Consider the following 14830-nt stretch of genomic DNA (forward strand, 5'->3'; position numbering starts at 1 on the left):
AGGTTGTTCATTGGTTGTACATCATCCGGCTTTCTTCGATGACGGCAGGGCAAAACCCGATACCGAACGACGCATTTCGCTGGCCATTTTTGCCAGATTGCCGATGCTTTCGGCCGTGGCCGAGGTGCCCGAGGTGGTCTGCGAGGTGGTCTGCTGAATGACAGTCATGATCTGTGAAATCTGACCGGCCGACTCGGCCTGCTGGTGAGCGGCATCGGTGATACTTTCGATCAGTTCGGCCAGCATTCGGGAAACCCCTTCGATTTCCCCCAGCGCTATCCCGGCGTCCTGCGCCAGTCGTGCGCCGCGTACCACCTCGCTGGTGGTCTGCTCCATGGAGATGACCGCCTCGTTGGTGTCGTTCTGAATGGCCCGCACTAGCGTTTCGATCTGCTTGGTGGCAGACGACGAGCGCTCGGCCAGCCGCTGTACTTCGTCAGCCACCACGGCAAAGCCACGTCCGGCATCACCGGCCATCGAAGCCTGAATGGCCGCGTTGAGGGCCAGAATATTGGTCTGATCGGCAATATCGTCGATCAGACTGACAATATCGCCGATTTCCTGAGAAGACTCACCCAGGCGCTTAATACGCTTGGACGTGTCCTGAATCTGTTCGCGAATGTTGTCCATGCCGTGGATGGTGTTGTGTACGACCTCGTTGCCCTTGTTGGCAATCGCTACGGAGCGCTCTGCCACCTCCGAGGATTCCGATGCATTGGTCGACACCTGATCGATGGACGCTGCCATGTCGTTGATTGCCGTCGAAGCCGCGCTGATCTGCAGCGCCTGATGCTCGGAGGCGGCAGACAACTGCATGGCCGTGGCCTGAGTTTCGGTAACGGCAGCAGCAACCTGTTCGGCCGTCAGGTTGATGGTCACCACCAGCTCGCGCAACTGGTCGATGGAATAATTAATGGAATCGGCAATCGCGCCGGTGAAATCTTCGGTCACCGAGGCCGTCACCGTCAGATCACCGTCAGCGAGGTTCTCGATCTCGTCCAGCAAACGCATGATCGCCGTCTGGTTACGCTCGCTCTTCTGTGCGGTTTCGCGCAACTGGCGGTTGGTCTCGCGGACCATGACCAGACCGATAAGGATGATCGACATCAGCGCCAGCAAGCCCAGTACATAGCCACCGATGGTATTCACGGTACGGCGCTTGGCCATGTTTTCCAGGCTGTTGGTGAGTACCGAGGTTTCATCCAGCAGGGTCTGTGAGGTGTTGAAAATGTTTCCGGACGCCTCACGCACCTGATACAGCTCGGGCGAGGTTTCAAGAATCTCGTCTACCGAGCCGGACACAAACTCGAATAGCTCGGCAATTTCCGCCAGCCGTGCACGGGCATCGCGGTCTTCGACCTGGGAGATTCGCAGCGTGGCGTTGCCCTCCAGCATGCCGTTGAGCACACGACCAAACTGGCTGGCGTCGCGGCCAAACGCATCGGCTGCCTGCACCGCTGTTTCGTCACCGGCCAGCACGGTATTGACCGAGCCGAGGATTCGTTCTGCGAGCAGCGCCTGACGCTGCGCAACCACCACCTGCGCAGCCGGCGCACGGCTTTGCAGAAGGCTTTCCACGACTTTTTCGTATTCGGCCTGCAACTGCGGGATGGTTTCGGCCAGTGTCGCAGCCACCTGATGCAGAGACAAAACCGTCTGTTCGCTGGCCAGAATCACATCGGTACTTTTGCGCAGCCCTTCCCAGTCGCGCTGAACGGTGCGCAATTCGTCGCGTATCAGATCAGGAGCCGCAGGCAGCCCGGTGGCCGGATCGCCTTTTCTCAGGTAGCCCCAGCGCACGTCGAAATCGTTGCGCGCATCGGCCAGCAGCTTGAACGCCTGGGTTTTACCGGCGGCCGCTTCGGTGGCGTTTTTCGCGATGCGCTGGGATAACACGCGTAGCTCACCAGCATGCCCGATGTACTGTTTGTCGTAGTTCGATTGAGTGTTGAGATAGGCGAAGTTGGCGAACAGCAACATGATGAAAACGATAAGCGCGACAAACAGCAGAATAATCTGCGTCCGGCTGCGCGCGCCTTCCCTTGATCTGCCTGTATTACTCATTAATCAGGCCCCCGCCTGGATCAATTGTGAAACAAAACAAACCAGAGCCTAAGATGCCAGGTCCATGAAGTCTGCAGACTGCACCAGCGCCCACGGACTGAATATCTGCCACGCCTGCTCGCGAATGAACTGCCCGCGCAAGAACGGCGCGATACCTTGATCGATGTCTTGTGATGTCTGGGGTATGAGGCTCAACTGACTGAAACGTTGCATGCCGAACACCTCATCGACCAGCAGACCGGCGAACACATCGTTGTGCTCGACAACCAGCACCCGGCGCTGTTTGCGCGCGGGGGTCAGTTCGTGGCCGAAAAACCCGCATAAATCCATGAGTGGCAACAGTCGGCCGCGCAGATTGGCGGTACCCGCCACCCAGAACTTCACGCCCGGCATCACCGCATGATGAGGCTCGTGAAGGATTTCGGCGATTTCGCCGATAGGTGCCACGAAGCGCTGCTCACCCATCCGGAAACCGATGCCGACCCAATCCTGCTGATGAGCTTCCTGCAGCGGCAGGCCCGCCGCCAGCGAACGACAGCGTCGATCCATATCAAGAAGCAGTTCAAAGGCAGTACGTGGCTCGGCCATGGCGATTCCGGCAATCAGCCGACCAGCACCGCATTCAGGGTTTTCATCAGGGTTTCTTCATCCACCGGTTTGGTCAGGTAATCCCGCGCGCCCTGGCGTTTGCCCCAGACCTTGTCGGTCTCCTGATCCTTGGTGGTGATCATGATCACCGGGATCATGTTGGTGTCGGCATCCTTGGTCAGCTGACGCGTGGCCTGAAAGCCGTTGAGCCCGGGCATGACGATGTCCATCAGCACTGCATCGGGTTTTTCCTGACGGGCCAGAGCCACGCCATCAGCGCCATTTTCGGCCTTGAGCACTTCATGACCGTGCTTTTCCAGCATGCCGGTGAGTTTGTACATTTCAGTCGACGAGTCATCGACGATCAATATTCGAGCCATGGGTGTTCCCCGTCAGATTACGAGCGCGCCACATCGGGCGCGGGCGTCATGATATGTGTTGTTCTGCTGCAACGAAGCCCGGCACATGAGCCTTGATCGCGCTGAGCAGTTCTTCCTTGCTGAAAGGCTTTGTCAAAAACTGATCGGAACCGACAATCCGCCCCTTGGCCTTGTCGAACAGACCATCCTTGGAGGACAGCATGATGACCGGCGTGGACTTGAATGCGCGGTTGTTCTTGATCAGCGCACACGTCTGATAACCGTCCAGACGCGGCATCATGATATCTACGAATATGATTCGTGGGTGGTTATCGGCAATCTTGGCCAGCGCGTCGAAACCGTCTATCGCAGTGATGACTTCACAACCTGCGTTTTTAAGCAGTGTTTCGGCGGTGCGGCGAATGGTCTTCGAGTCATCGATGACCATGACTTTCAAGGCTGAGGCGTGTTGTTCCATAGCTGCTCTTCCATCGCCGCAGCGAATTTTTGCGCATTCTGCGAGGCACTGGGAGCCTGACGGTATCGCTTCATTGATGCCCAAGGATCGAAAACCGGATGCCGAGCCTTTTTAGCATACTCTCCAGACTCAATCCATAAAGCGCACCGTGGCGGGCCTGCCCCTTGACCCGGAGCAAACGGAACGCCACCCTGATGCCAATTTTACGGCCGTTGCGGCCCTTACCGATCAGAGGATATTGCCCATGAGCGTTCGCCTAGGGATTGTCATGGACCCCATTGAGCGCATTTCCTATAAAAAGGACAGCTCGCTGGCCATGCTCCTTGCCGCACAGGAACGCGGCTGGTCGCTGTTCTATATGGAACAGAAAGACCTGTATCAGGACGCTGGCCAGGCCCGCGCGCGCATGAAGCCGCTCAAGGTGTTTGCCGATCCGGCCAAATGGTTCGAGTTCGAAGCCGAAGTCGACGCAGGTCTCGACGACCTGGACGTGATTCTGATGCGCAAGGACCCGCCGTTCGACATGGAATTCGTCTACGCCACCTATTTGCTGGAACAGGCCGAGCGTGCAGGCGTGCTGGTCGTCAACAAGCCGCAGAGCCTGCGTGGCTGCAACGAGAAGCTGTTCGCCACGCTGTTCCCCCAATGCACCCCGCCGACCCTGGTCAGTCGCCGCGCAGATATCATTCGTGAATTCGCCGAAAAGCACGGCGACGTCATCCTCAAGCCGTTGGACGGCATGGGCGGCGCGTCGATCTTCCGCCATCGGGCGGGCGATCCGAACCTGTCGGTGATCCTTGAAACCCTGACCGCCCACGGCACACAGCAAATCATGGCGCAGGGCTACCTGCCCGCCATCAAGGACGGCGACAAGCGCATCCTGATGGTCGATGGCGAACCAGTCCCGTATTGCCTGGCGCGCATCCCTGCCGCAGGTGAAACACGTGGCAACCTGGCCGCAGGCGGGCGTGGCGAAGCCCGTCCGCTGAGCGACAAGGACCGCTGGATCGCCGAGCAGATCGGCCCCACCCTGCGCGAAAAAGGCCTGTTGTTCGTCGGCCTCGACGTGATCGGTGAGCACCTGACCGAAATCAACGTCACCAGCCCGACCTGCATCCGCGAAATCGACAACGCCTTCGGCACCAATATTGGTGGGCTGCTGATGGACGCGATCGAGAAGAAGTTGCAGGCGCGCAAGGGCTGATCAACGACTGACGCCGCTGACCACGGTTCAAACCGTGCGCCGCGGCGTCCCTTCGTCTGATCCGCAACAGAGCTTCGCCGTACATTGCGTTATCATGCGCCACCTGTAACACGACACGGATTTTGACATGCAGGCTGACGAGATGCTGAACCGCCAATGACATCCATGGCCAGAAACGACCTTCCCCTCGAACTCGCCAATATGGGTGTGCGTCCTGCCGATCGCCTGGGCTTCACCATGATGATCGCGGCGCTGGTCCACCTCGCGGTGATCCTTGGCGTGGGTTTCACCTATGTAAAGCCGGAGCAGATCTCGCAGACCCTGGAAATCACCCTCGCTACGTTCAAAAGTGAAGAAAAGCTTAAACAGGCGGATTTCCTGGCACAGGACGATCAGCAGGGCAGTGGCACGCTGGACAAGGCCGAAACGCTCAAGACCACCGAACTGGCGCCGTATCAGGACACCAAGGTCAACAAAGTCACCCCGCCTCCGGCCAGCAAGCCGGTGGTCAAGCAGGAAGCGCCAAAGACTGCCGTCGCGACCACTGCGCCCAGCCAGCAGAAAACCGTCGCCAAGCGCGATGAAGTCAAGCCCGAGCCAACCACCAAGGCCGCACCGACCTTTGACAGCTCGGAGCTGAGCAATGAAATTGCCAGCCTGGAAGCCGAACTGTCGACCGAGCAGCAGCTTTACGCCAAGCGTCCGAAGATCCACCGCCTCAATGCGGCCTCGACCATGCGCGACAAAGGTGCCTGGTACAAGGACGACTGGCGCAAGAAGGTCGAGCGGGTCGGAAACCTGAACTATCCTGAAGAAGCACGACGCAAGCAGATCTACGGCAATTTGCGACTTCTTGTGTCAATCAATCGCGACGGCTCGTTGTATGAAGTGCTGGTGCTTGAATCATCAGGGCAACCTTTGCTGGATCAGGCAGCACAACGAATCGTGCGTCTGGCGGCACCTTTTGCGCCGTTCACCGGCGATCTGGCCGACATCGACAGGCTGGAGATCATCCGCACCTGGAAATTTGCACGCGGCGACAAGCTGTCGAGTAATTGAATTTTTTGCAAACTGACACTCGACACGTACAAGTGTCAGTTGTCAGGCGCGCAAGGCAACGCCAAACTAGGACTCATGAAAAAAGTCTCCCCGAGTTATCTAAAGCACCAGTTCCTGATCGCCATGCCGCACATGCACGACGAGAACTTTGCTCAGACCTTGACCTACGTTGTCGAGCACAACGCCAATGGCGCAATGGGGCTGGTGATCAACCGCCCGCAAAGCCTGACCTTGGCGGATGTACTCGAACAACTGCGACCGGAGCTTCCTGCGCCCAAACGCTGCCAGGAAATCGCCATACATTCGGGTGGCCCGGTGCAGACCGATCGCGGCTTTGTCCTGCATCCCAGCGGCCAGACGTTTCAGGCCACAGTCAATCTTCCCGGCGGGATTTCGCTATCGACCTCCCAGGACGTGCTGTTTTCCATCGCTGATGGATACGGGCCTGATCAAAATGTGATCACCTTCGGCTATGCAGGGTGGGACGCAGGCCAACTGGATGCGGAAATGGCCGATAATGCCTGGCTGACCTGCTCGTTAGACCCGGCCATCCTGTTCGATGTCGACAGCGAGCAACGCCTGGATGCGGCAGCCAGACGCCTAGGCATCAATCTCAACCTCATATCGACCCAGGCAGGACACGCTTGATGGCCGCTTTACGGCTGCTGCTGGGGATTGATTACGGCACCAAACAGATCGGCGTTGCAGTCGGCCAGGCGATTACCGGCCAGGCACGTGAACTCTGCACGCTCAAGGCGCAGAATGGCGTGCCGGACTGGGACAAGGTCCAGGCGCTGATCAACGAGTGGAAACCTGATGCGATCGTGGTGGGTCTGCCGTTGAACATGGACGGCACGCCCAGCGACATGAGCGCGCGCGCGGAAAAGTTTTCGCGCAAGCTCAACGGACGCTTTGGTGTAACGGTCTACACCCATGATGAACGCCTGACCACCTTCGAAGCCAAGGGCGAGCGCATGGCGCGCGGCGGCCAGAAGGGCAGCTATCGCGACAATCCGGTGGATGCCATTGCCGCTGCGCTATTGCTGCAAGGCTGGCTGGATGAGCACCCCGAACTGTTGAATGTGTGACTTTTTCTGCCTTTATCGCTTCGAGATACCCGGATTCCACGTTATCGCTTGAGCATCGCGCCACGGACCGACGCTGCCCGAGCCTCTAAGGAGCAACCATGAGCCTGCCCGATCCCGCCGAACTGATTCGTCAGATGGCCACTGACCTGAACGCTCACCTGAGCAAGCGCGGCATCAGCGACCCTCGTTTCATTGGTATCCGCACTGGCGGTGTATGGGTTGCCCAGGCGCTGCTAAAGGCACTGAACAACCCCGCTCCGCTCGGCACCCTGGACGTTTCGTTCTATCGCGATGACTTCAGCCAGAACGGCCTGCACCCTCAAGTGCGACCTTCGGACCTGCCGTTCGAAATAGAAGGGCAGCATCTGGTGCTGATCGATGACGTGCTGATGAGTGGTCGTACTGTCCGCGCCGCCCTCAATGAACTGTTCGACTACGGCCGCCCGGCCAGCGTCACGCTGGTCTGCCTGCTGGACCTGGACGCCGGTGAACTGCCGATCCGCCCGAATGTGGTTGGCGCGACTCTGTCGCTGGCACCCGATGAACGCATCAAGCTGTCCGGCCCAGAGCCGCTGGCGCTCGAACTTCAAGACCTCTCCACCGCCCTTTAAGAGTCCATTGCGATGACGCCTCTCGACGCCAAGCGCCCGCTGCAGCTCAACCACTTGGGCCAGCTGCGCCATTTCCTGTCTCTGGACGGCTTGCCCCGCGAGCTGCTTACCGAAATTCTCGACACGGCCGACTCGTTCCTTGAAGTCGGCGCCCGGGCGGTCAAGAAAGTCCCGTTGTTGCGCGGCAAGACGGTGTGCAACGTGTTCTTCGAGAACTCCACCCGTACCCGCACCACCTTTGAACTGGCTGCGCAGCGGCTGTCGGCCGACGTGATCACGCTGAACGTCTCGACCTCGTCCACCAGCAAAGGCGAAACGCTGTTCGATACCTTGCGCAACCTTGAGGCGATGGCCGCCGACATGTTCGTTGTGCGTCACGCAGATTCAGGCGCTGCGCACTTCATCGCCGAACACGTATGCCCGGATGTCGCGATCATCAACGGCGGCGATGGCCGCCACGCACACCCGACCCAGGGCATGCTCGACATGCTGACGATTCGTCGGCACAAGGGCGGCTTTGAAAACCTGTCGGTGGCCATCGTCGGCGACATCCTGCATTCACGGGTAGCACGCTCCAACATGCTCGCACTCCAGGCGCTCGGCTGCCCGGACATCCGCGTGATAGGGCCGAAAACCCTGCTGCCGGTCGGCGTCGAACAATACGGGGTGAAGGTCTACACCGACCTCAACGAAGGTTTGAAGGACGTGGACGTGGTGATCATGCTGCGCCTGCAACGCGAACGCATGACCGGTGGACTGCTGCCCAGCGAAGGCGAGTTCTACCGTCTGTTCGGCCTGACCACCGCGCGCCTTGCGGCCGCGAAGCCGGATGCGATTGTCATGCACCCCGGCCCGATCAACCGCGGCGTGGAGATCGAATCGGCAGTGGCCGACGGCGCGCATTCGGTGATTCTCAATCAAGTGACCTACGGCATCGCAATCCGCATGGCAGTGCTGTCCATGGCCATGAGCGGGCAAAACGCACAACGTCAATTCGAACAGGAGAACGCCCAGTGAAGCTCAGCATCCTCGGCGCTCGCGTCATCGACCCGGTCAGCGGGATGGATCAGGTTACCGACCTGCATGTTGAAGCAGGCAAGCTCACCGCTATCGGTGCCGCCCCGGAGGGTTTCGAGCCCACCCAGATCATCGATGCTGCCGGACTGGTCGCAGCACCCGGTCTGGTCGACCTCAACGTGTCCCTGCGCGAGCCGGGCTACAGCCGCAAAGGCAGCATCGCCAGCGAAACCCGCGCGGCGGTGGCAGGCGGCGTGACCAGCCTGTGCTGCCCGCCGCAGACCAAACCGGTGCTCGACACCTCGGCGGTGGCCGAACTGATTCTGGACCGCGCCCGTGAAGCCGGTTTCAGCAAGGTGTTTCCTGTTGGCGCACTGAGCAAGGGCCTGGAAGGCGAACAACTGGCAGAGTTGATCGCCCTGCGCGACGCTGGCTGCGTGGCGTTCGGCAACGGTCTGAGCAGCTTCAGCAACACCCGTACGCTGTGCCGGGCGCTGGAATATGCGGCCACCTTCGACCTGACGGTGATTTTCAATTCGCAGGATCGTGATCTGGCCGAAGGCGGTCTGGCGCACGATGGCGCGACGGCGGCGTTTCTGGGTCTGGCGGGCATCCCCGAGACGGCCGAGACAGTGGCGCTGGCTCGCGACCTGTTGCTGGTCGAGCAAAGCGGTGTGCGCGCACATTTCAGCCAGTTGACCAGTGCGCGTGGTGCGGCGCTGATTGCCCAGGCGCAGGCACGAGGTCTGCCAGTGACAGCGGATGTGGCGTTGTATCAGTTGATTCTGACTGACGAGGCGCTGATCGACTTCTCCAGCCTCTATCACGTCCAGCCGCCACTGCGCACTCGCGCAGACCGCGATGGTCTGCGTGAAGCGGTGAAGAGCGGTGTCATTCAGGCGATTTCCAGCCATCACCAGCCGCATGAGCGTGACGCCAAGCTGGCACCGTTTGGCGCTACGGAACCGGGCATCAGCAGTGTGGAGTTGCTGTTGCCGCTGGCCATGACGCTGGTGGATGACGGCCTGCTCGACCTGCCGACCCTGATCGCGCGCCTGAGCAGCGGCCCCGCCGCGGCGCTGCGCCTGCCGGCCGGCAAGCTGAGTGCCGGTGCGCCAGCGGATATCGTCCTGTTCGACCCTGCCGCCTCGACGGTTGCGGGCGAGACCTGGCTGTCAAAAGGCGAAAACTGCCCATTCATCGGCCACTGCCTGCCCGGCTCGATACGCTACACGCTGGTGGATGGACGGATCAGTTACAGCCGTTGAGGCACTACGCTCAGACCAGCGAAGGAGAGCGAGACCTCTGTAGAAGCGGACCGGGCGACGCTTCGCTTGTCCGCGAAGACAGTGTGTCAGTCGATGTATTCTCGGCGATCATAAAGCCCCCTTCGCGAACAAGTTCGCTCCCACGCCCTTCGGCCAGAGGCTTTAATGATGGGGCTTCTGTAGGAGCGGACTTGTCCGCGAAGACTGTAATTCAATCGATGAACTTTCGGTGAATGTAACGGCCCATTCGCGAACAAGTTCGCTCCCACGCCCTGCGGGCAGAAGCCCTGACGCTCTGCGTCCGCCGCTGAGCAAGCCTCACCCGCGCTGGGCGTTCTTCATCGAGATCTGGTCATTCAGGGTCCAGAAGTCATACAGAATCCCCAAGAGAAACAACCCGCCCGTGCACAGGTAGATAATGCCGGTGATCCACTTGCCCTGATACATGCGGTGCACACCAAACAGGCCCAGGAAGGTCAGGAGGATCCACGCCAGGCTGTAATCGGTGGAACCTGAGGTAAAGCGCAGGTCGGCTTCGCGGTCCATCGAAGGGATCAGAAACAGGTCGATCAGCCAGCCGATACCAAACAGACCGAAGGTGAAGAACCAGATGGTCCCGGTCACCGGCTTGCCGTAGTAAAAGCGATGCGCCCCCAGGAACCCGAAAATCCACATCAGGTAGCCCATGACCTTGCTGTGCGTGTCCGAACGATAGGCGTTCATTTTTACCCTCTTTGCGCTGATAGAAAAAAATACATAACAAATTTGTGACTTGGTTTCCCTCTTCCGACGTATGGCACACGAGGCGGTTTTATGCCGCCAAGCCCTTGTCGTTAAAGGGATTAGCAAGAAAAAAGAAAGAGTCTGTCGCATAAAACGCAATGATATCAGTGTGATGCGCTCGACAAATGGGGTCAGATTTTCCGAAAAAGCTGTTATAAAGTTGCGCGCTGACCACTACGAGCCCTGCCGAATGCGTCCTTTTTTCAAGACATGGCTAACCATTTGCCTTTTTATGCCACTGGCCGCCCACGCCACCAATCGTGAGCAACAACTTCCTGCGAGCTTCACGGGCTACACCGCCAAAAGTCACTCTTCACCGGCACTCGCGACTCGCAATGCACCTCAGGAAGCCACACCAGTATCCGTTCACCCCAAAAACGCCCGCGCCTCCAAGCCTGTTTCACGCAAGAACGCCAGCAAGGCCACCTTGCAGGCGTCGGCTGCTGTCCCTGCCAAACAGGGCAATGCCGTCGTAAAACGCGCCCTGCAGGCTGTCGGTACGCCTTACCGCTGGGGCGGCACCACGCCCGGCAAGGGCCTGGACTGCAGCGGGCTGGTCAAATATGCCTACACGGATGTGCGTGAGGTCGACCTACCACGCACCTCCAATGCCATGGCCCAGGGTCATGGTCAGACGGTGGATCGCAAGGATCTGAAACCCGGTGACCTGCTGTTCTTCAATATCAAGAGCCGCAACATCAACCACGTCGCCATTTACCTGGGCGACAACAAGTTCGTTCATGCGCCGCGCCGTGGCAAGGCGGTAACTGTCGATACGCTGAACAAACCGTACTGGAACAGTCACTACAAGATCGCCAAGCGCGTTCTGCCAAAACAGCCCGGCCAGATGCGCGTGGTTCAGCGCTGATCCTGGCGTGAATCCGCAGTCCGCAAGCTGCATCTGAAAAAGGGGTCTTGAACGCGTTCAAGACCCCTTTTTCGTTCCTGCAGCCTCCCTGCGATCAGAAGTTATCCGGCACCTTGGCACGTTCGCGCGCGCTTTCGCGGGTGATCAGCCCCTTCTTCACCAGATCGGCCAGGCACATGTCCAGCGTCTGCATGCCCATCGAACCGCCGGTCTGGATAGACGAATACATCTGCGCCACCTTGTCCTCGCGAATCAGGTTACGGATGGCTGGGGTGCCCATCATGATTTCATGCGCTGCCACGCGTCCGCCGCCGACCTTCTTGAGCAGCGCCTGCGAAACCACGGCGTGCAATGACTCGGAGAGCATCGAGCGAATCATCGATTTTTCCTGCGCCGGAAACACATCGACGATCCGGTCGATGGTCTTGGCTGCTGACGTGGTGTGCAGCGTGCCGAATACCAAGTGGCCGGTTTCAGCCGCGGTCAGCGCCAGGCGGATGGTCTCCAGGTCACGCATCTCACCGACCAGAATCACGTCCGGGTCTTCACGCAACGCCGAGCGCAGCGCCTCCGAGAAGCCCAGTGTGTCGCGGTGCACCTCGCGCTGGTTGACCAGGCACTTCTTCGACTCGTGGACGAATTCGATCGGGTCCTCGATGGTCAGGATGTGGTGATGCTTGTTGCAATTGAGGTAGTCGATCATCGCCGCCAGCGTCGTCGACTTGCCTGAGCCGGTTGGCCCGGTGACCAGAATCAGGCCGCGTGCCACGTCGGTAATCTTCCGAAACACACTGCCCATCCCCAAGTCTTCCATGCTCAGGATTTTCGAGGGGATGGTACGAAACACCGCGCCTGCGCCGCGATTCTGGTTGAATGCATTGACCCGGAAACGCGCAACGCCCGGCACTTCAAAGGAAAAGTCGGTTTCCAGACGCTCCTCGAAATCCTGCCGTTGCTTGTCGTTCATGATGTCGTAGATCAGCGCCTTGACCTCCTTGGCGTCCAGCGGGGGCAGGTTGATACGCCTCACATCGCCGTCTACGCGGATCATCGGTGGCAGACCTGCAGAGAGGTGCAAGTCCGACGCGCCCTGTTTGGCACTGAAGGCCAGCAGCTCGGTAATATCCATACAGCTCCTCAATCACATAGAATGCCGCAGACTTTAGCCCTGCTGGCGCAAATCAATGTCCACGATAGCAGCGAACATTTCAACGCTCGAACAACGAATTCGCGACGCAGCCCTCGCCGCCAACCGCGAACCGGCGTCCGTCGGCCTGCTGGCGGTGAGCAAAACCAAGCCCGCCGGCGACCTGCGTGAAGCTTACACCGCAGGCTTGCGCAACTTTGGCGAAAATTATTTACAGGAAGCATTGGGCAAACAGCTCGAACTGAGCGACCTGCCCTTGTGCTGGCACTTCATCGGCCCCATTCAATCGAACAAGACGCGCGCTATCGCCGAGAACTTCGCCTGGGTACATTCCGTGGACCGCCTGAAAATCGCCCAACGCCTGTCCGAGCAACGCCCCGAGGCGCTTGAACCACTGAACATCTGCATTCAGGTGAACGTCAGTGGCGAAGCCAGCAAGTCGGGCTGCACGCCTCAGGACCTGCCGGCACTGGCCGCCGCCATCATCGCCCTGCCGCGACTGAAATTGCGTGGCCTCATGGCGATCCCCGAGCCCACAGACGACCCTGCTGCTCAGCATGCCTCGTTCGCCGCTGTGCGCACGTTGCAGGAGCAATTGAACCTGGCGCTCGACACACTTTCCATGGGCATGAGCCACGACCTGGAAGCCGCCATTGCACAAGGCGCAACCTGGGTGCGTATCGGCACAGCTCTCTTTGGCGCCCGCGACTATGGTCAGCCATAACCTTCCCCATAAGGACCCCTTCATGAGCAAGACTCGTATTGCCTTCGTCGGTGCCGGAAACATGGCTGCCAGCCTGATCGGCGGCCTGCGCGCCCAAGGCGTGGACGCGGCACTGATCTGTGCCAGCGCGCCGGGTGCCGAAACCCGCGAACGCATCGCCAACGATCATGGCATCCAGGTATTTGCCGACAACGCCGAGGCGATCAAGGGCGCAGATGTCGTGGTGCTGGCGGTCAAGCCGCAGATGATGAAAAACGTCTGCCAGGCGTTGAAGTCCAGCCTTGAAGCCAATCAGTTGATTGTTTCGGTCGCAGCCGGCATTACCTGCGCCAGCCTGACTCAATGGCTTGGCGATCAGCCGGTGGTGCGCTGCATGCCCAATACCCCATCACTGCTGCGTCAGGGTGCCAGCGGGCTGTATGCGACCGACAAGGTCACTGCCGAACAACGCGAGCAGGCCGAGCAACTGCTGTCGGCCGTCGGTGTGGCAGTCTGGGTCGAGCAGGAAAAACACATGGACGCTGTAACGGCCGTGTCTGGCAGTGGCCCTGCGTACTTCTTTTTGATGATGGAAGCGATGACCGCGGCAGGTGTAAAACTGGGCCTGCCGGAAGACATCGCGAAAAAGCTGACTCTGCAAACCGCACTGGGCTCGGCACTGATCGCGACCGGCAGTGATGTGGGCGCGGGCGAGCTGCGTCGTCGTGTCGCCTCGCCAGGCGGGACCACCGAGGCGGCCATCAAGGCATTTCAGGCAGGCGGCTTCGAAGCACTGGTGGAAACGGCACTGACTGCCGCAGATCATCGTGCAGCCGAGCTGGCTGAGCAACTGGGCAAATAATTTTCGGGTTTTCTGGAGCAGATCGATGATCGGATTGAACACCGCTGCAATTTACGTCCTGCAAACGCTTGGCAGTCTTTACCTGCTGATCGTGCTGTTGCGCTTTGTGCTGCAACTGGTGCGGGCCAATTTCTACAACCCGCTGTGCCAGTTCATAGTGCGCGCCACCCAGCCGTTGCTCAAGCCGCTGCGGCGCATCATCCCGAGCCTGGGCGGGCTGGACATGTCTTCGCTGGTACTGGCGATCATCGTGCAGATGGTGCTGATGGCCCTGACCCTGCTGCTGATGTTCGGCACCACGGGCGATCCGCTGCACCTGCTGCTCTGGTCGATCATCGGCGTAACCGCACTGTTTCTGAAGATATTCTTCTTTGCCCTGATCATCAGCGTGATTCTGTCGTGGGTAGCACCGGGTAGCAGCAACCCCGGCGCAGAGCTGGTCAACCAGATCTGTGAACCCGCCCTGGCACCGTTCCGCAAGATCGTTCCGAACCTGGGCGGGCTGGATATCTCGCCGATCCTGGCGTTTCTGGTGCTCAAGCTGCTGGACATGCTGGTCATCAACAACCTCGCCGCCATGAGCAACATGCCGGATGTGCTGCGGTTGCTGATGTAAGCAATCTTGTTCCACGCTGGAGCGTGCGGAACGATCACCTCAACTATCGTGCGACGCTCCGCGTCGCATGCCGTTCTGGACGCTCTGCGTCCTGTCCCGAGGTGCAGCTGATTTG

The 14830-nt window shown here is 59.6% G+C and carries 17 protein-coding genes; 11 read left to right on the plus strand and 6 right to left on the minus strand.

Annotated features, from left to right (window positions below; translation table 11 throughout):
• Positions 1 to 21 precede the first annotated feature (21 nt).
• Genes AO277_RS00055 through pilG form a run of 4 tightly spaced genes read right to left on the minus strand, consistent with a single transcriptional unit; the run spans position 22 to position 3489 of the window.
• On the minus strand, positions 22 to 2064 hold the full coding sequence (locus AO277_RS00055; RefSeq protein ID WP_044317465.1) for a methyl-accepting chemotaxis protein: 2043 nt from the start codon (positions 2062 to 2064) through the stop codon (positions 22 to 24).
• Between the two features lie 48 nt (positions 2065 to 2112).
• Positions 2113 to 2652: a chemotaxis protein CheW gene (locus tag AO277_RS00060; protein ID WP_044317464.1), complete on the minus strand. Its 540-nt coding sequence runs from the start codon at positions 2650 to 2652 to the stop codon at positions 2113 to 2115.
• A 14-nt stretch (positions 2653 to 2666) separates the two neighbouring features.
• A complete protein-coding gene (pilH, locus tag AO277_RS00065) occupies positions 2667 to 3032 on the minus strand; it encodes a twitching motility response regulator PilH (RefSeq protein ID WP_044317463.1) in 366 nt (121 codons plus the stop codon).
• Positions 3033 to 3078: 46 nt separating this feature from the next.
• Positions 3079 to 3489, minus strand: coding sequence for a twitching motility response regulator PilG (gene pilG, locus AO277_RS00070; RefSeq protein WP_002551738.1), 411 nt, complete (start codon positions 3487 to 3489; stop codon positions 3079 to 3081).
• Between the two features lie 244 nt (positions 3490 to 3733).
• On the opposite strand from pilG, the gene gshB reads away from it, so the two are divergent.
• The 7 genes from gshB to AO277_RS00105 all read left to right on the plus strand — a co-directional run bounded on the left by gshB (position 3734) and on the right by AO277_RS00105 (position 9736).
• On the plus strand, positions 3734 to 4693 hold the full coding sequence (gene gshB / locus AO277_RS00075; RefSeq protein WP_044317462.1) for a glutathione synthase: 960 nt from the start codon (positions 3734 to 3736) through the stop codon (positions 4691 to 4693).
• A 156-nt stretch (positions 4694 to 4849) separates the two neighbouring features.
• Complete coding sequence (locus AO277_RS00080; protein ID WP_044317461.1) at positions 4850 to 5752, plus strand: energy transducer TonB; 903 nt, start codon at positions 4850 to 4852, stop codon at positions 5750 to 5752.
• Between the two features lie 75 nt (positions 5753 to 5827).
• Complete coding sequence (locus AO277_RS00085) at positions 5828 to 6400, plus strand: YqgE/AlgH family protein (RefSeq protein WP_044317460.1); 573 nt, start codon at positions 5828 to 5830, stop codon at positions 6398 to 6400.
• Positions 6400 to 6840, plus strand: a complete 441-nt coding sequence (gene ruvX, locus AO277_RS00090) for a Holliday junction resolvase RuvX (RefSeq protein WP_002551734.1) — start codon at positions 6400 to 6402, stop codon at positions 6838 to 6840. Before AO277_RS00085 ends, ruvX begins: the two co-directional genes overlap by 1 nt.
• A 98-nt stretch (positions 6841 to 6938) precedes the next feature.
• Entirely contained in the window at positions 6939 to 7451 is a 513-nt protein-coding gene (gene pyrR / locus AO277_RS00095; RefSeq protein ID WP_002551733.1) for a bifunctional pyr operon transcriptional regulator/uracil phosphoribosyltransferase PyrR, read from the plus strand.
• Between the two features lie 12 nt (positions 7452 to 7463).
• Complete coding sequence (locus AO277_RS00100) at positions 7464 to 8468, plus strand: aspartate carbamoyltransferase catalytic subunit (RefSeq protein WP_005731057.1); 1005 nt, start codon at positions 7464 to 7466, stop codon at positions 8466 to 8468.
• A complete protein-coding gene (locus tag AO277_RS00105; RefSeq protein WP_044317459.1) occupies positions 8465 to 9736 on the plus strand; it encodes a dihydroorotase in 1272 nt (423 codons plus the stop codon). The genes AO277_RS00100 and AO277_RS00105 overlap by 4 nt, the downstream gene beginning before the upstream one ends.
• A gap of 318 nt (positions 9737 to 10054) precedes the next feature.
• On the opposite strand, the gene AO277_RS00115 is transcribed toward AO277_RS00105, so the two are convergent.
• Positions 10055 to 10459 carry an NINE protein gene (locus AO277_RS00115; protein ID WP_002551730.1) on the minus strand — a complete coding sequence of 135 codons (405 nt, stop codon included), beginning with the start codon at positions 10457 to 10459 and terminating at the stop codon, positions 10055 to 10057.
• A 250-nt stretch (positions 10460 to 10709) separates the two neighbouring features.
• Between AO277_RS00115 and AO277_RS00120 the strand changes: the two genes are divergently transcribed.
• On the plus strand, positions 10710 to 11387 hold the full coding sequence (locus AO277_RS00120) for a C40 family peptidase (RefSeq protein WP_002551729.1): 678 nt from the start codon (positions 10710 to 10712) through the stop codon (positions 11385 to 11387).
• A gap of 94 nt (positions 11388 to 11481) precedes the next feature.
• Here the strand turns inward: AO277_RS00120 and AO277_RS00125 are convergent, their stop codons facing one another.
• Positions 11482 to 12516, minus strand: a complete 1035-nt coding sequence (locus AO277_RS00125) for a type IV pilus twitching motility protein PilT (RefSeq protein ID WP_004654396.1) — start codon at positions 12514 to 12516, stop codon at positions 11482 to 11484.
• Between the two features lie 55 nt (positions 12517 to 12571).
• Here AO277_RS00125 and AO277_RS00130 point away from each other — a divergent pair, with 55 nt between their 5' ends.
• Genes AO277_RS00130 through AO277_RS00140 form a run of 3 tightly spaced genes read left to right on the plus strand, consistent with a single transcriptional unit; the run spans position 12572 to position 14715 of the window.
• The gene (locus tag AO277_RS00130; RefSeq protein WP_005731051.1) at positions 12572 to 13258 is read left to right on the plus strand and encodes a YggS family pyridoxal phosphate-dependent enzyme; all 687 of its coding nucleotides are present in this window, start codon (positions 12572 to 12574) and stop codon (positions 13256 to 13258) included.
• A gap of 22 nt (positions 13259 to 13280) precedes the next feature.
• Positions 13281 to 14099: a pyrroline-5-carboxylate reductase gene (gene proC / locus AO277_RS00135; RefSeq protein ID WP_002551726.1), complete on the plus strand. Its 819-nt coding sequence runs from the start codon at positions 13281 to 13283 to the stop codon at positions 14097 to 14099.
• Between the two features lie 25 nt (positions 14100 to 14124).
• On the plus strand, positions 14125 to 14715 hold the full coding sequence (locus AO277_RS00140) for a YggT family protein (protein ID WP_002551725.1): 591 nt from the start codon (positions 14125 to 14127) through the stop codon (positions 14713 to 14715).
• Positions 14716 to 14830: the final 115 nt, after the last annotated feature.

Source organism: Pseudomonas amygdali, from assembly GCF_002699855.1.
GTDB lineage: Bacteria > Pseudomonadota > Gammaproteobacteria > Pseudomonadales > Pseudomonadaceae > Aquipseudomonas > Aquipseudomonas amygdali.

Excerpts from the sequence above, each read along its gene's own strand:
- pyrR (WP_002551733.1), top strand. The coding sequence starts at position 6,939 with ATGAGCCTGCCCGATCCCGCCGAACTGATTCGTCAGATGGCCACTGAC.
- ruvX (WP_002551734.1), top strand. The coding sequence starts at position 6,400 with ATGGCCGCTTTACGGCTGCTGCTGGGGATTGATTACGGCACCAAACAG.
- AO277_RS00140 (WP_002551725.1), top strand. The coding sequence starts at position 14,125 with ATGATCGGATTGAACACCGCTGCAATTTACGTCCTGCAAACGCTTGGC.
- AO277_RS00130 (WP_005731051.1), top strand. The coding sequence starts at position 12,572 with ATGTCCACGATAGCAGCGAACATTTCAACGCTCGAACAACGAATTCGC.
- AO277_RS00085 (WP_044317460.1), top strand. The coding sequence starts at position 5,828 with ATGAAAAAAGTCTCCCCGAGTTATCTAAAGCACCAGTTCCTGATCGCC.
- pilH (WP_044317463.1), bottom strand. The coding sequence starts at position 3,032 with ATGGCTCGAATATTGATCGTCGATGACTCGTCGACTGAAATGTACAAA.
- AO277_RS00080 (WP_044317461.1), top strand. The coding sequence starts at position 4,850 with ATGACATCCATGGCCAGAAACGACCTTCCCCTCGAACTCGCCAATATG.
- pilG (WP_002551738.1), bottom strand. The coding sequence starts at position 3,489 with ATGGAACAACACGCCTCAGCCTTGAAAGTCATGGTCATCGATGACTCG.
- AO277_RS00125 (WP_004654396.1), bottom strand. The coding sequence starts at position 12,516 with ATGGATATTACCGAGCTGCTGGCCTTCAGTGCCAAACAGGGCGCGTCG.
- proC (WP_002551726.1), top strand. The coding sequence starts at position 13,281 with ATGAGCAAGACTCGTATTGCCTTCGTCGGTGCCGGAAACATGGCTGCC.
- AO277_RS00055 (WP_044317465.1), bottom strand. The coding sequence starts at position 2,064 with ATGAGTAATACAGGCAGATCAAGGGAAGGCGCGCGCAGCCGGACGCAG.
- AO277_RS00060 (WP_044317464.1), bottom strand. The coding sequence starts at position 2,652 with ATGGCCGAGCCACGTACTGCCTTTGAACTGCTTCTTGATATGGATCGA.
- gshB (WP_044317462.1), top strand. The coding sequence starts at position 3,734 with ATGAGCGTTCGCCTAGGGATTGTCATGGACCCCATTGAGCGCATTTCC.
- AO277_RS00120 (WP_002551729.1), top strand. The coding sequence starts at position 10,710 with ATGCGTCCTTTTTTCAAGACATGGCTAACCATTTGCCTTTTTATGCCA.
- AO277_RS00100 (WP_005731057.1), top strand. The coding sequence starts at position 7,464 with ATGACGCCTCTCGACGCCAAGCGCCCGCTGCAGCTCAACCACTTGGGC.
- AO277_RS00115 (WP_002551730.1), bottom strand. The coding sequence starts at position 10,459 with ATGAACGCCTATCGTTCGGACACGCACAGCAAGGTCATGGGCTACCTG.